This is a genomic window from Streptomyces sp. NPDC002092, from assembly GCF_053593775.1.
Window position 1 is genome coordinate 49334 of sequence record NZ_JBSFDG010000002.1, and the last position, 17190, is coordinate 66523.

Annotated in this window: 16 protein-coding genes; 9 read left to right on the forward strand and 7 right to left on the reverse strand. The window is 70.8% G+C overall.

Annotated elements, in window-relative coordinates:
- Positions 1-56 precede the first annotated feature (56 nt).
- Positions 57-1070, forward strand: a complete 1014-nt coding sequence (locus tag ACWCRD_RS04120) for an SAM-dependent methyltransferase (RefSeq protein ID WP_450964411.1) — start codon at positions 57-59, stop codon at positions 1068-1070.
- A gap of 25 nt (positions 1071-1095) precedes the next feature.
- On the opposite strand, the gene ACWCRD_RS04125 is transcribed toward ACWCRD_RS04120, so the two are convergent.
- Complete coding sequence (locus tag ACWCRD_RS04125; RefSeq protein WP_450964412.1) at positions 1096-2247, reverse strand: NADH-quinone oxidoreductase subunit D; 1152 nt, start codon at positions 2245-2247, stop codon at positions 1096-1098.
- Positions 2248-2278: 31 nt separating this feature from the next.
- Between ACWCRD_RS04125 and ACWCRD_RS04130 the strand changes: the two genes are divergently transcribed.
- Positions 2279-2791 (forward strand): PH domain-containing protein, encoded by a 513-nt coding sequence (locus ACWCRD_RS04130; RefSeq protein WP_450964413.1) that lies wholly within the window; start codon positions 2279-2281, stop codon positions 2789-2791.
- On the forward strand, positions 2788-4125 hold the full coding sequence (locus ACWCRD_RS04135) for a PH domain-containing protein (RefSeq protein ID WP_450964414.1): 1338 nt from the start codon (positions 2788-2790) through the stop codon (positions 4123-4125). Before ACWCRD_RS04130 ends, ACWCRD_RS04135 begins: the two co-directional genes overlap by 4 nt.
- Positions 4126-4397: 272 nt before the next feature.
- On the opposite strand, the gene ACWCRD_RS04140 is transcribed toward ACWCRD_RS04135, so the two are convergent.
- Both ACWCRD_RS04140 and ACWCRD_RS04145 read right to left on the reverse strand, forming a co-directional pair.
- Positions 4398-5762: a hypothetical protein gene (locus ACWCRD_RS04140; RefSeq protein ID WP_450964415.1), complete on the reverse strand. Its 1365-nt coding sequence runs from the start codon at positions 5760-5762 to the stop codon at positions 4398-4400.
- Between the two features lie 135 nt (positions 5763-5897).
- Complete coding sequence (locus ACWCRD_RS04145) at positions 5898-7025, reverse strand: alpha/beta hydrolase (protein WP_450964416.1); 1128 nt, start codon at positions 7023-7025, stop codon at positions 5898-5900.
- Between the two features lie 226 nt (positions 7026-7251).
- Here ACWCRD_RS04145 and ACWCRD_RS04150 point away from each other — a divergent pair, with 226 nt between their 5' ends.
- The 6 genes from ACWCRD_RS04150 to ACWCRD_RS04175 all read left to right on the forward strand — a co-directional run bounded on the left by ACWCRD_RS04150 (position 7252) and on the right by ACWCRD_RS04175 (position 12344).
- Entirely contained in the window at positions 7252-9063 is a 1812-nt protein-coding gene (locus ACWCRD_RS04150) for a phosphatidylglycerol lysyltransferase domain-containing protein (RefSeq protein WP_450964417.1), read from the forward strand.
- 129 nt (positions 9064-9192) lie between these two features.
- Positions 9193-10071 carry a dihydropteroate synthase gene (gene folP, locus ACWCRD_RS04155; RefSeq protein ID WP_450964418.1) on the forward strand — a complete coding sequence of 293 codons (879 nt, stop codon included), beginning with the start codon at positions 9193-9195 and terminating at the stop codon, positions 10069-10071.
- Positions 10068-10571: a nuclear transport factor 2 family protein gene (locus ACWCRD_RS04160; RefSeq protein WP_450964419.1), complete on the forward strand. Its 504-nt coding sequence runs from the start codon at positions 10068-10070 to the stop codon at positions 10569-10571. Before folP ends, ACWCRD_RS04160 begins: the two co-directional genes overlap by 4 nt.
- Before the next feature lie 248 nt (positions 10572-10819).
- Entirely contained in the window at positions 10820-11179 is a 360-nt protein-coding gene (gene folB / locus ACWCRD_RS04165; RefSeq protein ID WP_115906700.1) for a dihydroneopterin aldolase, read from the forward strand.
- Positions 11176-11787 (forward strand): 2-amino-4-hydroxy-6-hydroxymethyldihydropteridine diphosphokinase, encoded by a 612-nt coding sequence (gene folK, locus ACWCRD_RS04170; RefSeq protein WP_450964420.1) that lies wholly within the window; start codon positions 11176-11178, stop codon positions 11785-11787. The genes folB and folK overlap by 4 nt, the downstream gene beginning before the upstream one ends.
- 68 nt (positions 11788-11855) lie before the next feature.
- Positions 11856-12344 carry a DUF3180 domain-containing protein gene (locus ACWCRD_RS04175; protein WP_450964421.1) on the forward strand — a complete coding sequence of 163 codons (489 nt, stop codon included), beginning with the start codon at positions 11856-11858 and terminating at the stop codon, positions 12342-12344.
- 140 nt (positions 12345-12484) lie between these two features.
- On the opposite strand, the gene folE is transcribed toward ACWCRD_RS04175, so the two are convergent.
- The 4 genes from folE to tilS all read right to left on the reverse strand — a co-directional run bounded on the left by folE (position 12485) and on the right by tilS (position 17136).
- Positions 12485-13090: a GTP cyclohydrolase I FolE gene (gene folE / locus ACWCRD_RS04180; protein WP_450964422.1), complete on the reverse strand. Its 606-nt coding sequence runs from the start codon at positions 13088-13090 to the stop codon at positions 12485-12487.
- A gap of 142 nt (positions 13091-13232) precedes the next feature.
- Positions 13233-15272 (reverse strand): ATP-dependent zinc metalloprotease FtsH, encoded by a 2040-nt coding sequence (gene ftsH, locus ACWCRD_RS04185; RefSeq protein ID WP_450964423.1) that lies wholly within the window; start codon positions 15270-15272, stop codon positions 13233-13235.
- Between the two features lie 206 nt (positions 15273-15478).
- Positions 15479-16039 (reverse strand): hypoxanthine phosphoribosyltransferase, encoded by a 561-nt coding sequence (gene hpt, locus ACWCRD_RS04190; RefSeq protein WP_030942590.1) that lies wholly within the window; start codon positions 16037-16039, stop codon positions 15479-15481.
- A gap of 53 nt (positions 16040-16092) precedes the next feature.
- Positions 16093-17136 (reverse strand): tRNA lysidine(34) synthetase TilS, encoded by a 1044-nt coding sequence (gene tilS, locus ACWCRD_RS04195; protein ID WP_450964424.1) that lies wholly within the window; start codon positions 17134-17136, stop codon positions 16093-16095.
- Positions 17137-17190 lie beyond the last annotated feature (54 nt).

The window sequence follows — 17190 nt, forward strand, 5'->3', positions numbered from 1 at the left end:
GCGCACATACTCCCCAAGGTGGAGGCCCCCCTGTCCTGCGCGCTTAGCCTGGCCCGGTGACGGAAGAGACATCGAGCCCGTGGCAGGGCTGGCGGGTGGCGGCGGAGGGTGCGCTGTACGGGCCGGGCGGCTTCTATCGCAGGCCGGAGGGGCCGGCCGGGCACTTCCGTACGTCTGTGCATGCGTCCCCGTTGTTCGCCGAGGCGGTGGCACGGCTGCTGTGCCGGGTCGACGAGGCCCTGGGGCGGCCCGCCGCGCTGGCCTTCGTCGACATGGCGGCGGGCCGGGGTGAGCTGGCCGGCGGTGTGCTGACCGCGCTGCCCGCCGAGGTGGCGGCACGCACGCGTGCGTACGCCGTCGAGATCGCCGAGCGCCCGGCGGGCCTCGACGACCGGATCGAATGGCTCAGCGAAGCGCCCCAGCAGGTCACCGGGCTGCTGTTCGCCAACGAGTGGCTGGACAACGTGCCGCTGGACGTCGCCGAGGTGGACGCGGCGGGCGTTGCGCGGCACGTGCTCGTACGCCAGGACGGGGCCGAGCGGCTCGGGGCGCCGGTCGGCAGTGCGGAAGCGGAGTGGCTCGCCCGGTGGTGGCCGCTGCCGGCCGAGGAGGGGCTGCGGGCCGAGATCGGGCTCCCCCGGGACGAGGCCTGGGCGGCCGCGGTCTCCTCGCTCGACCGGGGGCTCGCGGTCGCCGTCGACTATGCGCACACCCTGGGCGCGCGCCCCCCGTTCGGCACGCTCACCGGCTTCCGCGCCGGGCGCGAGACGGCGCCCGTGCCGGACGGGTCGTGCGACATCACGGCGCATGTCGCCCTAGACGCGTGCGCGGCGCACGGGTCGGCGCGGACGCTCTCCGGCGCGCGCCTTCTGCCGCAGCGCGAGGCCTTGCGCGCCCTAGGCATCACCGGCGCACGCCCCCCGCTCGCACTGGCGTCCACCCGGCCCGCCGCATACGTACGAGCCCTCGCGAGCGCCGGCGAAGCCGCCGAGCTCACCGCACCGGGCGGCCTCGGCGACTTCGGCTGGCTGCTGCAGCCGGTGGGAATTGCGGACGCACTCCTCGGCTGACCGCGCCCGCCCCTGGCCCGCCGCGCTACTTGTCGATGTCCCCGACCACGAAGAACAGCGACCCCAGGATCGCCACCATGTCCGCGACCAGCGTCCCCGGCAGGAGTTCCACGAGCGCCTGGATGTTGTTGTACGAGGCCGAGCGCAGCTTCAGCCGGTACGGGGTCTTCTCGCCCTTGCTGACGAGGTAGTAGCCGTTGATGCCGAGCGGGTTCTCGGTCCACGCGTAGGTGTGCCCCTCGGGCGCCTTCAGGACCTTGGGGAGCCGCTGGTTGATCGGCCCCGGCTCCAGCTCCGCGAGCCGGTCGAGGCAGGCGTCGGCGAGGTCGAGGGCGACGTGGGTCTGCTCCAGGAGCACCTCGAAGCGGGCGAGGCAGTCGCCCTCCTGCCGGGTGACGACCTTCAGGGTGTCCTGCAGTTCGCCGTACGCGAGATAGGGCTCGTCGCGGCGCAGGTCGAAGTCGACGCCCGAGGCGCGCGCGATCGGCCCGCTCACGCCGTAGGCGTGCACCGTCTCGGGCGCCAGCGCGCCCACGCCCCGCGTGCGCCCCCGGAAGATCTCGTTGCCGAGCACCAGGTCGTCGTAGACGTCCATGCGCGAGCGCACGGCGGCGACGGCGGCACGCGCGCGTGTGGCCCAGCCGGCCGGCAGGTCCTCCTTGAGGCCGCCGACGCGGTTGAACATGTAGTGCATACGGCCGCCGGAGACCTCCTCCATGACGTTCTGGAGGACCTCGCGCTCCCGGAAGGCGTAGAAGACCGGCGTGATGCCGCCGAGCTCCAGCGGGTACGAGCCCAGGAACATCAGGTGGTTGAGCACCCGGTTGAGCTCCGCGAGCAGCGTGCGCGTCCACACCGCGCGCGTGGGGACCTCCATGCCCAGCATGCGCTCCACCGCGAGGACCACACCGAGCTCGTTAGAGAAGGCCGACAGCCAGTCGTGGCGGTTGGCGAGCATGATGATCTGGCGGTAGTCGCGCGCCTCGAAGAGCTTCTCCGCGCCGCGGTGCATGTACCCGATGACCGGCTCCGCGCGCGTGATGCGCTCACCGTCCAGCAGCAGGCGCAGCCGGAGCACGCCGTGCGTGGACGGGTGCTGCGGCCCGATGTTGAGCACCATGTCGGTGCTCTCCGCGGCGCCGCCGATACCGACCATGGTCTCCGTCGTAGGAGTCATGGACTCAGTCTCTCCTACGTACGCTGGCCGCATGGAGACGGGGAGCCCGCAGAAGACGGGAACGACGGGGGACGGGTCGACGGAGCCGGTGTGGATCGGGCTGCCGCCCGGGCTGCTGCGGATGCGCCGGCTGCTGCTGGTGGTGTGGCTGGGGCTGCTGGCCCTCGCCGTGGGCCTGCTGCTCGGGCTGCTCGCCGGGCCCGGCTGGGCCGCCTTCGCGCTGCTGCCGCTGGCGCCGGCGGCCTGGGGCTGGGTGCTGCTCGGCCGCAACTGGCGCTCCTGGCGGTACGCCGAGCGGGCCGACGACCTGCTGATCAGCCGGGGCGTGCTGTGGCGCGAGGAGACCGTCGTGCCGTACGGGCGGATGCAACTGGTCGAGGTGACCTCGGGGCCCGTCGAGCGGCACTTCGGGCTGGCCAGCGTGCAGCTGCACACCGCGGCCGCGGCGACCGACGCGACCATCCCGGGCCTGGACCCGGCCGAGGCGGAGCGGCTGCGCGACCGGCTCACCGAGCTCGGCGAGGCCCGATCGGCGGGTCTGTGACCGCGCCGGGCGTCGAGGACGCCGTAGCCGCGAAGGAACCCGTCGTCGAGCGGCGTCTGCATCCCGTGACCCCCCTGAGGCGGGCATGGGCGCCGGTCGCCGTGGTCATCGGGTGGGCCCTGCACGACCCCGACCAGGCGCAGCAGCAACTGACCCGGCTGACGACCACGACCCTCCTGATCGCGCTCGCCGTCCTGGTCCCGGCCGCCTCCCTGTACGGCTTTTTGACCTGGTGGTTCACGCACTTCGCGGTGACCGAGACGGAGCTGCGGATACGGACCGGTCTGCTGTTCCGGCGCACCGCGCACATCCGGCTGGAACGCATCCAGGCCGTCGACGTCACCCAGCCGCTCCTCGCGCGCGTGGCGGGCGTCGCCAAGCTCAAACTCGACGTTGTCGGGACCGACAAGAAGGACGAGCTCTCCTTCCTGGGGGAGCGTGAGGCGCGTGCGCTGCGCGCGGAACTGCTCGCGCGCGCCGCGGGTTTCGCGCCCGAGACGGCGCGCGAAGTCGGCGAGGCGCCCGTGCGCGAGCTGTTGCGCACGCCGCCGCGCGATCTCGCGATCTCCGTTCTGCTGACGGGCGCCACCTGGTGCTCCCTGGCGGCCGCGCTCGTCGTCCCGCCGGTGCTCTGGCTGGCCACCCACAGCGTGTGGACGGTCCTCGCGACCGGCCTGCCGCTGCTGGGCGCGGCGGGTGCGAGCAGCGCGGGGCGGTTCGTCGGCGAGTACGACTGGACGGTGGGCGAGTCACCGGACGGGCTGCGCATCGACCACGGGCTCCTCGACCGTACGCACGAGACGGTGCCGCCCGGCCGGGTGCAGACCGTGCGGATCGTGGAGCCGCTGCTGTGGCGGCGGCTCGGCTGGGTGCGGGTGGAACTGGATGTGGCCGGTTCGTCCAACTCCGTGCTGGTGCCGGTCGCTCCGCGGGCGGTGGCCGAGACGGTCGTCGCGCGCGTGCTGCCCGGGGTGACGGTGCCGTCGTCCGAGGCGCTGTCACGGCCGCCTCGGCGTGCGGGCTGGTGTCTGCCGGTGTGGTGGCGGGGCAGGGCAATCGCCGTCACCGACACGGTATTCGCCGCCCGGCACGGCCTGCTGCGCCGGAACCTGGCCCTCGTGCCGCACGCGAAGGTGCAGAGCGTGCGGCTGGTCCAGGGCCCCTGGAAGCGGCTGTGGCGGCTCGCCGACCTCCATGTGGACACGGGAGCCGACAAGACCGTGACGGCCCGGCTGAGGGACGCCCAGGAGGCGGCGGAGTTGCTGCAGGGACAGGCCGAGCGGTCAAGAACCGGGCGACGGGACGCACCGCCGGACCGGTGGATGACGCCATAGGGCCACGACGCCGCCGGCCAGGCACCCTGAAAACGACTGCGGCGGCCCACCGAACCACAAGACCGTGACAGCCCGGGAGAGGAACGCCCAAGAGGCGGCAGACCTGCCGCAGGGACAGGCCGAGCGGTCAAGAACCGGGCGACGGGACGCACCGCCGGACCGGTGGATGGCGCCGTAGCGCAATGACCCGGCGGCGCGCGAAAGCCGGATCCCGGGCAAGCGAAAGCCCCGGGCCGTCAGTGACCGCCCGGGGCCGTCAGGGGCCGAAGGTTTCAGGAAACCGCGCTCCGCAGCCCCTGCACGTCGATCTGCTCGGTCTCGTCGTGGGCCGTCAGGTCGATGACCTGGCCGACAGCGGGGGCCTCCTTGTCGGCCGGCTTGAACTCCGCCTCCGCCTCGGCCTTGTGGACGGCGAGCGCCTCCTGGCCGACGACATCGGCGAGGTCCTCGTTCTGCACGGCCTCCAGGGCGTCCCGCGCCCCCTCGCTCTTCGTACCGAAGAAGTCGAATCCGCCCTCGACCGCCGGACGCCGCACGGGGGCGGCCGGTACGACGGCCACCGCGGTCGGTGCGACGAAGTGGCCGGCGGGCTGCTGCACGGGCTGGGCGGCCGGGAGGTGCCTGGCCGGAGTGGTGGCGGCCGCGCGCTCGTGCCCGTCGACCGCCTGGGGCTGCCCCTGCGACTCATCCTCCTGGGCCGCGGCCTCGGCCTCACCGGTGGTGGCGGGCTCGGCGGCGACGGTCCCGGTCGCGGCCGCCCGAGCCGCCGCGGAGTCCGAACCGGCCTTCACCGTCACCGGCTCCCCCTTCGGGGAGACGTCCTTCGACGGCTCGTCACCCTTGGGGGAGCCGCCGCCCTTCGGGGAATCGTCGTCCTCGGGGTCGGTTCCGTCCGCGGCCTCGGTGCTCGCGGCGTCCTGCGAGTCCGCCGCACCGTCCGCGCCGCCGTCGTCCTTCGGAGAACCGTCACCGTCCTCGTCGAACTTCTTCAACGCCGCGTTCGCCCGCAGGAACAGCTTGGAACCCTCCGGCGAGAAGATCGCCGGCGCCGCCGGTTCGTCGGCAATGCCCTCGGAGACGCCCGCCGAGGCAGCCACAGCCTCGGTCTCCTCCGCCACGGGAGCCGTCTTCGCGGGCACCGTGTCGGCCGCCGGCACGGGCGGCAGCGCGCGGGCCGGGGCCCCGGTCTCTATCTCGAGCAGTCGGCGGCCCTCCAGGGCGCTCGCACGCTCGGTCTCGGCGGTGGCGTACCGCCGCAGCAGCGCCGCGTGTTCGTTGCGCAGTCCCGCCAGTTCGGCGCGCTTGGCCCGCAGCCGCTGCTCCAGCTTGGCGCGCAGCTCGCGCGACTCCTCGAGGTCGGTCTCCAGTTCGGCGACCCGCTCCTCGTGCCGCCACTCGTCGCTCGCCCGCGCGCGCGTGAGGTCGGCGACCTGCTTGCCGGCCTGGGTGTCCCAACGGCGCATGACGGCCGCACCGACGACCGCCGTCGCCGCGGCGCCCGCGGCTATGACACGGAGCACGGCCTGTTGCGAGAACACCCACGGACCGAAGGCGCAGACGAAAGAGACGCCTGCGATCGCCGACGGTGGCAGCAGTCTGTGCAAGGGCGGGGAATGGCGGTGACGTCCACGTGGCATGGCCAGAAACTTACCGCGCGTAGGGGAGCGTTGGTGCCCCGCCCCGCAAAAACACAGCCATACCGAAACGTTCACAGGGCATCAGGAATAGGCCTTTGCCGAATTCAGCAAGATCATCACCTGTGGCAACCCTGGTCACCGCTCGCTCAGCCGTCCGCTGATCCACTGCAGAGTCGCGGGGATCTCCCGCCGCCAGGTGTTGAAGTTGTGGCCGCCGCTGTCAAGGATGATCGACGAGATCCGCGTCCGCTTCGTGGCCTGCACGGCCTCTATGAACTTCAGCGTCGACTTGTAGTTGGATTCCCCGATCTTGCTGCTGGTGACGAGCAGTGAAGTGTCCGGACCGGGCAGGTGCTTGAGGCACCACCACAGGCTGGCGCGGTTGCGCAGCCCCTTGTCGCCGTGGAAGAGATCGCCCGTGGTGGGGTCGGTCGGCGCCTTGTAGTACGGCGACAGACCCGCCGCTGCGGCATATACATCGGGATGGTGCATGGCGAGCTTCAGCGCACAGTAGCCACCCGTGGAATCGCCGATGATGCCCCAGCTGCCCGGCTTTTTGCCCACTCTGTAGTGCGCGAGTACGGCATCGGGCAGGTCCTTGGCGAAGAACGTCTCCGTCTGCGGGCCGCCCGGGATGTCCACGCATTCCGTGTCCCTCGGCGGCGCCACCGTCGGCCGCAGCATCACCAGGATCATCGGCTGCATACGGCCGTTCTTCGCAAGGCCCTGTGCCGTACTCGGATAGTGCAGCTTGTCCACGAGCGCCTGGGCGGTGCCCGGATATCCGGTGAGGACGACCGCCGCGGGGAAGGTGCGGGTGCGGTACTGCGGCTGGAAGTACTCCGGCGGCAGATACACATACGCGGGTGTGGCGATGTTCGTCGTACGGCCGACGATGTCGACCTTCTGGATCTGACCGCCGGTCTTCGGCTCGGGACCGCCGACTCCATGCACGTGTGCCGTGTCGATCACCTGCAGCGGGCCGCCGGCGGCGCCGGACGCCGTGTGGTTGACGACCACCCCCTGGGCCTTCTCCTGGCCGAAGAGGTCCGCCCAGCTGGCGTAGAAACCGAAGGCCTGGTTCGCGGCGAGGCCGACCGACAGGAAGAGGGCGAGCTGGGTGCCGAACAGCAGCCCGACGCGTCCGCTCACGGCACGCCAGTTGCGCCGTGCCAGTCGCGGCCACACCCACACCGTGCCCACGAACAGCAGTACGGCGAACATCACTGCCAGCAGCAGCACTTTGTTGCTCGTAAGACCCATGACCTGCTTCCTGCCTGCGGTTTCCCACCCGGATCCCGCGCACCTTCGCGAGAGCTTGTCCGGAACTTTCCTCGGCCTTTGGACCGGCTTTTGAGGAGAGATTGGAACCTCGCTCCCCGAGACACCGTCCTAGAGGGCGCAATGTCGCCGGATGCCCGAATCGGGCCCGGATCCAAGGTCTCTCGCAGAACTACGGGATGCGATGTCTGTCAGGACAGATGAGGAAATGTCGGGTGGGGTTCCCACCCCATCACGCAGCGCGCGGCGCGTATTCCGTGGTCCGCGCCCCGAGGCCGTCCCCGTCCTCGTCGCCAGAGCCTGCACCCTCGTGGGCGTTCTGGACATCGCCGCGGGCGTCTTCCCGCGCTTCAGGCACAGCCGTATGCACACGATCGCCGAGGTGCTGCCCGGGTCGTTCGGCCCGTTCGCGGCCGCGCTCTCGCTCAGCGCCGGCATCCTGCTGCTGCTGCTCGCGCACGGTCTGAGGCGCGGCAAACGCCGGGCGTGGCGCGCCGCGGTGGCGCTGCTGCCGGCAGGCGCTGTGGCACAGTTCACATACCGCCACTCCGTCCTCGGCGTGATCATCTCGCTGGCGCTGCTCGCACCGCTGCTGCGCCACCGCGACCAGTTCGCGGCGCTGCCCGACCCGCGCAGCAGGTGGCGGGCCCTCGCCAACTTCGTCCTCATGGGCGCAGGGTCCCTCGCCCTCGGACTGGTCATCGTCAGTGCCCACGGGAACCGCATGGTCGGCGACCCGAGCCTGGCCGATCGCATCACGCACGTCCTGTACGGCCTGTTCGGCTTCGAGGGCCCGGTCGACTACCAGGGCGACACCTCCTGGACCGTCGGCTTCTCACTGGGCGCCCTCGGCCTGCTGACGGCGGTCACGACGATCTACCTCGCCTTCCGGCCCGAACACCCCGCGGCCCGGCTGACGGAGGAGGACGAGACCCGCCTGCGCGCCCTGCTGGAGAAGCACGGCCGCCGCGACTCCCTCGGCCACTTCGCGCTGCGCCGCGACAAGGCGGTCGTCTTCTCGCCCAGCGGCAAGGCGGCGGTCACCTACCGGGTCGTCTCCGGCGTGATGCTCGCCAGTGGTGACCCCATCGGCGACGTCGAGGCCTGGCCGGGCGCCATCGAGCGGTTCATGGACGAGGCCAGGGCCCACTCCTGGACGCCTGCCGTCATGGGCTGCTCGGAGACGGGCGGCGAGGTGTGGACCCGCGAGACCGGCCTCGACGCCCTGGAACTGGGCGACGAGGCGGTGGTGGACGTAGCGGATTTCTCCCTCGCCGGCCGAGCGATGCGCAACGTGCGTCAGATGGTCAAGCGCATCGAGCGCGCCGGTTACGAAACCCGGGTACGACGTGTACGTGACCTCGGTGATGCCGAGCTGGAGCGGATCCGCAACGCCGCCGAGGACTGGCGCGGCACCGACACCGAGCGCGGGTTCTCCATGGCGCTTGGCCGCGTCGGCGACGCCGCCGACGGCGACTGCCTGATCGCCACCGCGCACAAGGCGGACGACCGGCCCGGTGAGTACGGCGACCTGAAGGCGATCCTGCACTTCGTCCCGTGGGGCACCGACGGCGCCTCCCTGGACCTGATGCGCCGCGACCGTTCGGCCGACCCCGGCATGAACGAACTGCTCATCGTCGCGGCCCTCCAGGCGGCGCCGAAATTCGGCATCACGCGCGTGTCGCTCAACTTCGCGATGTTCCGCTCGGCACTCGCGCGTGGCGAGAAGATCGGCGCGGGCCCGGTGCTGCGCGCCTGGCGCGGACTGCTGGTCTTCCTGTCCCGCTGGTTCCAGATCGAGTCCCTGTACAAGTTCAACGCGAAGTTCCAGCCGCGCTGGGAGCCCCGCTTCGTCGTCTACCGCGCATCGGCCGACCTGCCGCGCATCGGCTTCGCCGCCATGCAGGCTGAGGGCTTCGTCAACTTCGCCCTGCCGCTGCCGCGCTTCCTGCGCCGCCGCAGGACCGCCCCGCGCGTGTGCACGCACACCGTCGCCGAGCGCGACGTACGCGCGGCATGACCGTCTGACCGGGACACCGGACGCCGGACACTGCGCAGAACGGGCCCGGACGGAAACTCCCCTCCCACCGGGGGGCTTCCGTCCGGGCCGTGGCGTCTTGCGGCCGCGGCAGGGGCCTACGCTGAACGTATGAGCAAGCAGAGCGGACGCGGGCGCGTCGCGGGCCTTCCGGAGTGGGACCGCTGCGCGGTCATGGGAGTGGTGAACGTCACGCCCGATTCCTTCTCCGACGGCGGCCGCTTCTTCGACACGACGAACGCCGTCAAGCACGGCCTCGACCTGGTCGCCGAGGGCGCGGACCTGGTCGACGTCGGCGGCGAGTCCACCCGGCCGGGCGCCACCCGCGTCGACGAGGCCGAGGAGCTCAGGCGGGTCATCCCCGTCGTCCGCGGTCTCGCCTCGGAAGGCGTCAGCGTCTCCGTCGACACCATGCGCGCCTCCGTCGCCGAACGGGCCCTCGCCGCCGGCGCCGCCCTCGTCAACGACGTCAGCGGCGGCGTCGCCGACCCCGCGATGATCCCGGTGGTGGCAGCCGCCGGCGCCCCCTTCGTCGTCATGCACTGGCGCGGCTTCCTGGAGGGCGGCAACGTCAAGGGCATGTACGGCGACGTCGTCTCCGAAGTCGCCGGCGAACTGCACGCACGCGTGGAGGCCGTCCTGGCCGGCGGCATCGCTCCCGACCGCATCGTCGTCGACCCCGGTCTCGGCTTCTCCAAGGACGCCGAGCACGACCTGGTCCTGCTCGCCCACCTGGACCGGCTGCTCGGCCTCGGCCATCCCCTGCTCGTCGCCGCCTCCCGCAAGCGGTTCCTCGGCCGGGTCCTCGCCGGGCCGGAGGGCGCGCCCCCGCCCGCGCGCGAGCGCGACGCCGCCACGGCCGCCGTCTCCGCACTCGCCGCGCACGCCGGCGCATGGGCGGTGCGCGTGCACGAGGTGCGCGCGACGGCGGACGCCGTGCGGGTCGCGCGCGCCGTGGAGGGCGCGCGCGCTGCCGAGGGAGACCGGTGAGCGCCCCCCACACCGACGTCGAGCAGGTGGAAGCCGCCAACACCGCCTTCTACGAGGCCATGGAGCGCGGCGACTTCGAGGATCTGTCCGCGCTCTGGCTCGCGCCGTCCGACCTGGGGGTCGACGAGGAGTACCACGACCCGGCCGACACCGGTGTGATCTCGTGCGTGCACCCCGGCTGGCCCGCGCTCACCGGCCGCGGCGAGGTCCTCAGGTCGTATGCGCTGATCATGGCGAACACCGACTACATCCAGTTCTTCCTCACCGATGTGCATGTCTCCGTGACCGGCGACACCGCCCTGGTGACCTGCACCGAGAACATCCTCAGCGGCGGCCCCGCCCCCAAGGGCAGCGAGGAACTCGGCCCGCTCGTCGGGCAGCTGGTGGTCGCCACGAACGTCTTCCACCGCACCCCGGCAGGCTGGAAACTCTGGTCCCACCACGCCTCCCCGGTGCTGACCGAAAACGACGAGGACGAGGACGAGGGCACACCCTCCTGAGTGGGTAGGCGCCCCCTTGAGGACCAAGAAGTGGTTGGAATCACGGACCCCTGGGTAGGGGCGGCTACCAGCCCATGAGCCGCCGGGTTCCCCAGGGGAAACACGCGATGAACCCTCCTGGTCCCGGCACGGGCCACGCCCCAGTGGCCCGGTCCTGTCAGTGCCCGCAGGTAGATTCGTTCGAGGCCGGTGTGCCGCCCGCACACGGCATCGACCGGCCGTCACCGACGATTGCAGGAGTGATTCGCGTGGATCGTGTCGCGCTGCGCGGCCTCAAGGCCCGTGGGCACCACGGGGTGTTCCCCAAGGAGCGCGAGGAGGGGCAGACCTTCATCGTGGACCTCGTCCTCGGCCTGGACACCCGCCCGGCCGCCGCCGACGACGACCTGGCGAAGACGGTGCACTACGGCATCGTGGCGGAGGAGGTCGTGGCCGTCGTCGAGGGCGAGCCCGTCAACCTCATCGAGACGCTCGCCGAGCGCATCGCCCAGGCCTGTCTGAAGCACGACGGGGTCCAGGAGGTCGAGGTCTGCGTCCACAAACCGGACGCCCCGATCACGGTCCCCTTCGACGACGTGACCGTCACCATCACCCGGAGCCGAGTATGACCGCGTCCTTCGCCACGGGTTCGAGCGACCCGACCGTACAGCCGGTACCCGCCTCCGTCGTGGCGCAGGTGGACGCCGCCGACACGACGCTCCACAACCCGAAACGGGCGGTGATCTCCCTCGGCGCGAACCTGGGCAACCGCCTGGAGACCCTCCAGGGCGCCATCGACGCCCTGGAGGACACCCCGGGCGTCCGCATCAAGGCCGTCTCCCCGGTGTACGAGACGGAGCCGTGGGGCGTCGAGCCCGGCAGCCAGCCCTCGTACTTCAACGCGGTCGTCGTCCTGAAGACCACCCTGCCGCCGTCCTCGCTGCTTGAGCGGGCACACGCGGTCGAGGAGGCCTTCCACCGGGTACGGGACGAGCGCTGGGGCGCGCGCACCCTCGACGTCGACATCGTCGCGTACGCCGATGTCATCGACGACGACCCGCACCTCACGCTCCCCCACCCGCGCGCCCACGAGCGTGCCTTCGTCCTCGCCCCCTGGCACGACATGGAGCCGGAGGCGCAGCTGCCCGGCCACGGCCCGGTCGCCGCTCTCCTCGACGCCGTCACACGCGAGGGCGTGACCCCGCGCAAGGACCTGGAACTCCACCTGCCCGAGTAGTCGTTAAGGTCAGGACGACCATTGTCCGCGGGACGGTCCGCAGGACCCGGGGGAGCTGAAGGGACACCGTGAGAGAGCTGCGCATCAGGGTGCTGGCCGGAGTTTTCGTCGTGGCCGGAATCCTGTCCTGGGCGGGCGCCCGCCTCTGGAACTCGATCGGGACCCTCCCCAGCGTCCCCCTCGCCGCCCCCGTCGTCCTCGCCCTGATCGCGGTGGTCCTGACGGCCACGGCGCTCTCCCTGCGCGGCCGATTCAAGGCCCAGCGCGAGCGCCGCCCCGAGGCCAAGGGGGTCGACCCGCTGATGGCGGCCCGCGCGGTCGTCTTCGGTCAGGCCAGCGCCTTGGTCGCCGCCCTGGTCGCCGGCATGTACGGCGGCACGGGCGTCTTCCTGCTGGAGCTCCTCGACATCCCGGCCCGCCGCGACCAGGCCATCTACGCCGGCTTCTCGGTCGTGGCGGGCATCGCGGTGATAGTGGCGGCCATCTTCCTGGAGCGCGTGTGCCGGCTCCCGGAGGACGACGACGAGCACAACAACGGGGCGGCATCGGCGGCCTGACCCTGACGTGGGAGGCGGTGGCTGTAAAGGGTGAACGACTTCGTTCCAGCTTCCGTTGGACGCCGCACTTCGCGCGCCTTGAGAGCCGCCACCTCAGTGACTGTCGTCCGCATCGTGCGTGTGCCGTCCAGGCAATCGGGTTATCGCGCCATGATCAGGCTCATCGCCTCATTGCGGGTAGCAGGATCGCGCAGCTGACCACGCACGGCTGACGTTATGGTCTTCGCCCCGGGCTTCCGGACACCTCGCATCGACATACACATGTGCTCGCACTCCACGACGACGATGACCCCGCGCGGCTCCAGGATCTGCATGAGCGAGTCGGCGATCTGCGTGGTGAGTCGTTCCTGCACCTGAGGCCGACGAGCGTAGACGTCCACGAGCCGGGCCAGCTTCGAGAGACCCGTGATCTTGCCGTCAACGGACGGAATGTACCCGACATGGGCAACTCCGACGAATGGCACGAGATGGTGTTCACAGCTGCTGAGGACTTCGATGTCCTTCACGAGCACCATCTCGTCGTGCCCCAGGTCGAACGTCGTCGTCAGCACGTCCTCGGGCTTCTGCCACAGCCCCGCGAAGATCTCCCGGTACGCCCGCGCCACCCGCGCCGGTGTCTCCCTGAGGCCCTCCCGGTCGGGGTCCTCGCCGACCGCGATCAGCAGTTCGCGTACGGCGTTCTCGGCGCGCTTCTCGTCGAACTCGCCGATCGAGCCCTCGCCGTTCAGCGTGACGGGGTCGGTCATGTGGTGCCTCGTTCCTGTGCGGGTCACGCGTGTGGGCCACGCGGCTCGTCTGCAATCTGGCTGAAATGCCGCACCCCCCAGGCTAGAACCTGGGGGGTGCGGCGTTCATTCCGGGCCGACGTGGCCGCAGGAAGAGCGGTGGTCAGCTCTCCGGGCGGTCCTCGGGGGCCGTCTCGATCGCCGGGGCGGACTCCGTCGACGTCGACTTGGCGGTGCTGATCGCCGGGGTCGCGCCGTTGGCGCCGTTCGTCAGTGCGAGCTCCTTCGGGGAGAGCACCGGCGGGCGGGTGGACGGCGTGCGGCGGGAGGAGCCGGTCCAGGCGGGCCTGGCCGGGCGCTTGACGATGGCGGAGAAGATCTCGGCGATCTCCTCCTTGCCCAGCGTCTCCTTCTCCAGCAGCTGCAGGACGAGGTTGTCGAGGACGTCGCGGTTCTCGACCAGGATCTCCCAGGCCTCGTTGTGCGCGTTCTCGATGAGCTTCTTGACTTCCTCGTCCACCAGCGCGGCGACCTCTTCCGAGTAGTCGCGCTGGTGAGCCATCTCACGTCCGAGGAACGGCTCGGTGTTGTCGCCGCCGAACTTGATGGCGCCGAGCCGCTCGGTCATGCCGTACTGCGTGACCATCGCGCGGGCCGTGGCGGTGGCCTTCTCGATGTCGTTCGCGGCGCCCGTGGTCGGGTCGTGGAAGACGAGCTCCTCGGCCGCGCGGCCGCCCAGCATGTAGGCCAGCTGGTCCAGCATCTCGTTGCGGGTCGTGGAGTACTTGTCCTCGTCCGGCAGGACCATCGTGTAGCCGAGGGCACGGCCTCTCGACAGGATCGTGATCTTGTGGACCGGGTCGGAGTTCGGGGAGGCCGCCGCGACCAGGGCGTGACCGCCCTCGTGGTACGCGGTGATCTTCTTCTCCTTGTCCGACATGATCCGGGTCCGCTTCTGCGGGCCCGCCACCACGCGGTCGATCGCCTCGTCCAGCATGGAGTTGTCGATCAGCTTCTTGTCGCTGCGGGCGGTGAGCAGCGCGGCCTCGTTGAGGACGTTGCTCAGGTCCGCACCGGTGAAGCCCGGCGTACGGCGGGCGACGGCCGCGAGGTCGACGTCCGGAGCAACCGGCTTGCCCTTCTGGTGGACCTTGAGGATCTCCAGGCGGCCCTGCAGGTCCGGCGGGTCGACCGCGATCTGGCGGTCGAAGCGCCCGGGACGCAGCAGCGCCGGGTCGAGGATGTCCGGGCGGTTCGTCGCGGCGATGAGAATCACACCGCCCTTGACGTCGAAGCCGTCCATCTCGACGAGCAGCTGGTTCAGCGTCTGCTCGCGCTCGTCGTGACCGCCGCCGAGGCCGGCGCCGCGGTGGCGGCCGACCGCGTCGATCTCGTCGACGAAGACGATCGCCGGGGCGTTCGCCTTGGCCTGTTCGAACAGGTCACGGACCCGGGAGGCACCGACACCGACGAACATCTCGACGAAGTCGGAACCGGAGATCGAGTAGAAGGGGACCCCCGCCTCACCGGCGACGGCACGCGCGAGCAGCGTCTTGCCGGTACCGGGACGGCCGTAGAGCAGCACGCCCTTGGGGATCTTGGCGCCGACGGCCTGGAACTTCGCCGGCTCCTGCAGGAACTCCTTGATCTCGTGGAGCTCCTCGACGGCCTCGTCACAGCCCGCGACGTCCGAGAACGTCGTCTTGGGGGTGTCCTTGGTGATGAGCTTGGCCTTGGACTTGCCGAAGTTCATGACCCGGGAGCCGCCGCCCTGCATCTGATTCATCAGGAACAGGAAGACGACCACGATCAGGACGAAGGGGAGCAGGGAGAGCAGGATGCCCAGGAAGGGGTTCTGCTTGGACGGCGAAACCGTGTAGCCGTCCGGGATCTGCTTGTCCTGGTACTTGGTCTGCAGCGTGTTGGCGAGGTTCACGCCCTGGTCGCCGATGTAGCTCGCCTGGATCTTCGAGCTGCCCTCGACCTTGAAACCATCTTTGAGCTGAGCCTTGACGGTCTGCTCGTCACCGGTGGTGAGCTTGACGCTCTCCACCTTGTTGTCGTTGATCGCTGCCACGACCTGGCCGGTGTCCACCGTCTTGTAGCCGCCGGACGAGCCGACGACCTGCATCAACACGACCACGGCAAGGACGGCCAGCACGATCCACATGACCGGCCCACGGAAGTATCGCTTCACGTCCATCCATACGGAGCGGTGTCGCCCCGTCCCTCCTGCCATAGTGAGTTTGATAAGACAGTTCTTCTGACGGTACCCCAGCATTGTGGCCCGAAGCCGCACGGAGCCGCTCGGACGGCTGTCGTTCCCGTCTCTGCATGCTCCAACGGCGCGAGACCCGCTGGGGTTCCCGATCGTCCTACAAAGACGGCTCTGTTGGCCCCAGGGCCTTCTCAGCCGCCGTAGACGTGGGGCGCGAGCGTACCGACGAACGGGAGGTTGCGGTACTTCTCGGCGTAGTCGAGGCCGTAGCCCACGACGAACTCGTTCGGGATGTCGAAGCCGACCCATTCGACGTCGATGGCGACCTTGGCGGCGTCCGGCTTGCGCAGCAGTGTGCACACCTTGAGCGACTCGGGCTCGCGGGAGCCGAGGTTGGACAGCAGCCAGGACAGGGTCAGGCCGGAGTCGATGATGTCCTCGACGATGAGGACGTGCTTGCCCTTGATGTCGGTGTCGAGGTCCTTGAGGATCCGCACCACACCGGAGGACTGGGTGCCCGCGCCGTACGACGACACGGCCATCCAGTCCATGGTGACGGGGGTGGACAGCGCCCGGGCGAGGTCGGCCATGACCATCACCGCGCCCTTGAGGACGCCGACGATGAGCAGGTCCTTGCCCGCGTACTCCGCGTCGATCTTCGCGGCCAGCTCCACCAGCTTCGCGTCGATCTCTTCCTTGGTGATGAGCACCTGCTTGAGGTCGGTGCCCATGTCTTTCGCGTCCACCCGCATCACTTTCGGTCGTCCCACCGGCCGCCCATCACCCCCCAAAGGGGGGCAAGGTTTCAGCCTTGCCGAATCACCAGTCTGCCACCCTGGCGCTGGGCGACGACTTTGCCCGGGAGATTGATGGCTCCCTGGCCTCGCCAGCCGGTGATCAACCGGTCGACTTCCTCGATGTGGCGGGCGAACAGCGAACCGGCGGGGGCCCCGGCCTCGATGGCCGCGCGGCGCAGCACGCGGCGGCGCACGGCGGGCGGCAGGGCGTAGAGCTTGGCGCACTCCAGGAGGCCCGCCGCGTCGCGTACGGAGGCCTCGGCCTGGCCGGCCCAGGCGTCGAGGGCGTCGGCGTCGTCGCGGGAGAGCTGGGCGGTGCGGGCGAGGGCCTCGACGACGCCCTTGCCGAGCGCTTTCTCGAGGGCGGGCAGGCCTTCGTGGCGCAGCCGGGAGCGGGTGTACGCGGGATCCGCGTTGTGGGGGTCGTCCCAGACGGGGAGCGACTGGACCATGCAGGCCTTGCGGGCGGTCTGCCGGTCGAGCTGGAGGAAGGGGCGGCGGTAACGGCCGCCGGCCCCCGAGACCGCGGCCATTCCGGACAGGGAGCGGATACCCGAGCCGCGGGCGAGGCCGAGCAGTACGGTTTCGGCCTGGTCGTCGCGGGTGTGGCCGAGCAGGATCGCGGTGGCGCCGTGGCGGACGGCTGCGGCATCGAGTGCGGCGTACCTGGCGTCGCGGGCGGCGGCTTCGGGGCCGCCCTCGCGGCCCACGGTCACGGCGACGGAATCCACCGGATCGAGGCCCAGTTCGCGCAGCCGCAGGGCGACTTCGTCGGCGCGCAGATCGGAGCCGGGCTGCAGCCCGTGGTCGACGGTGACGCCGCCGGCCCGGATGCCGAGTTTGGGGGCCTCGAAGGCGAGGGCGGAGGCGAGGGCCATGGAGTCGGCGCCGCCGGAGCACGCCACGAGCACGAGCGGCGAGGAGGGGCGCTCGTGCGGAGCCTGCGCCGAGAGCCCGGGGGCCTCGGCGGTGGCCCGATGGCCGTTGAGGATGTCGTGGAGGACGTGGCGGACCGCCAGGCGTATCGCCGCGACCGCAGGATGGGGACCCATGTCCGGTTCCCTTCATGAAGTTTTCGGGGGGTGAGCCCGGGGTCGGTCACTCAG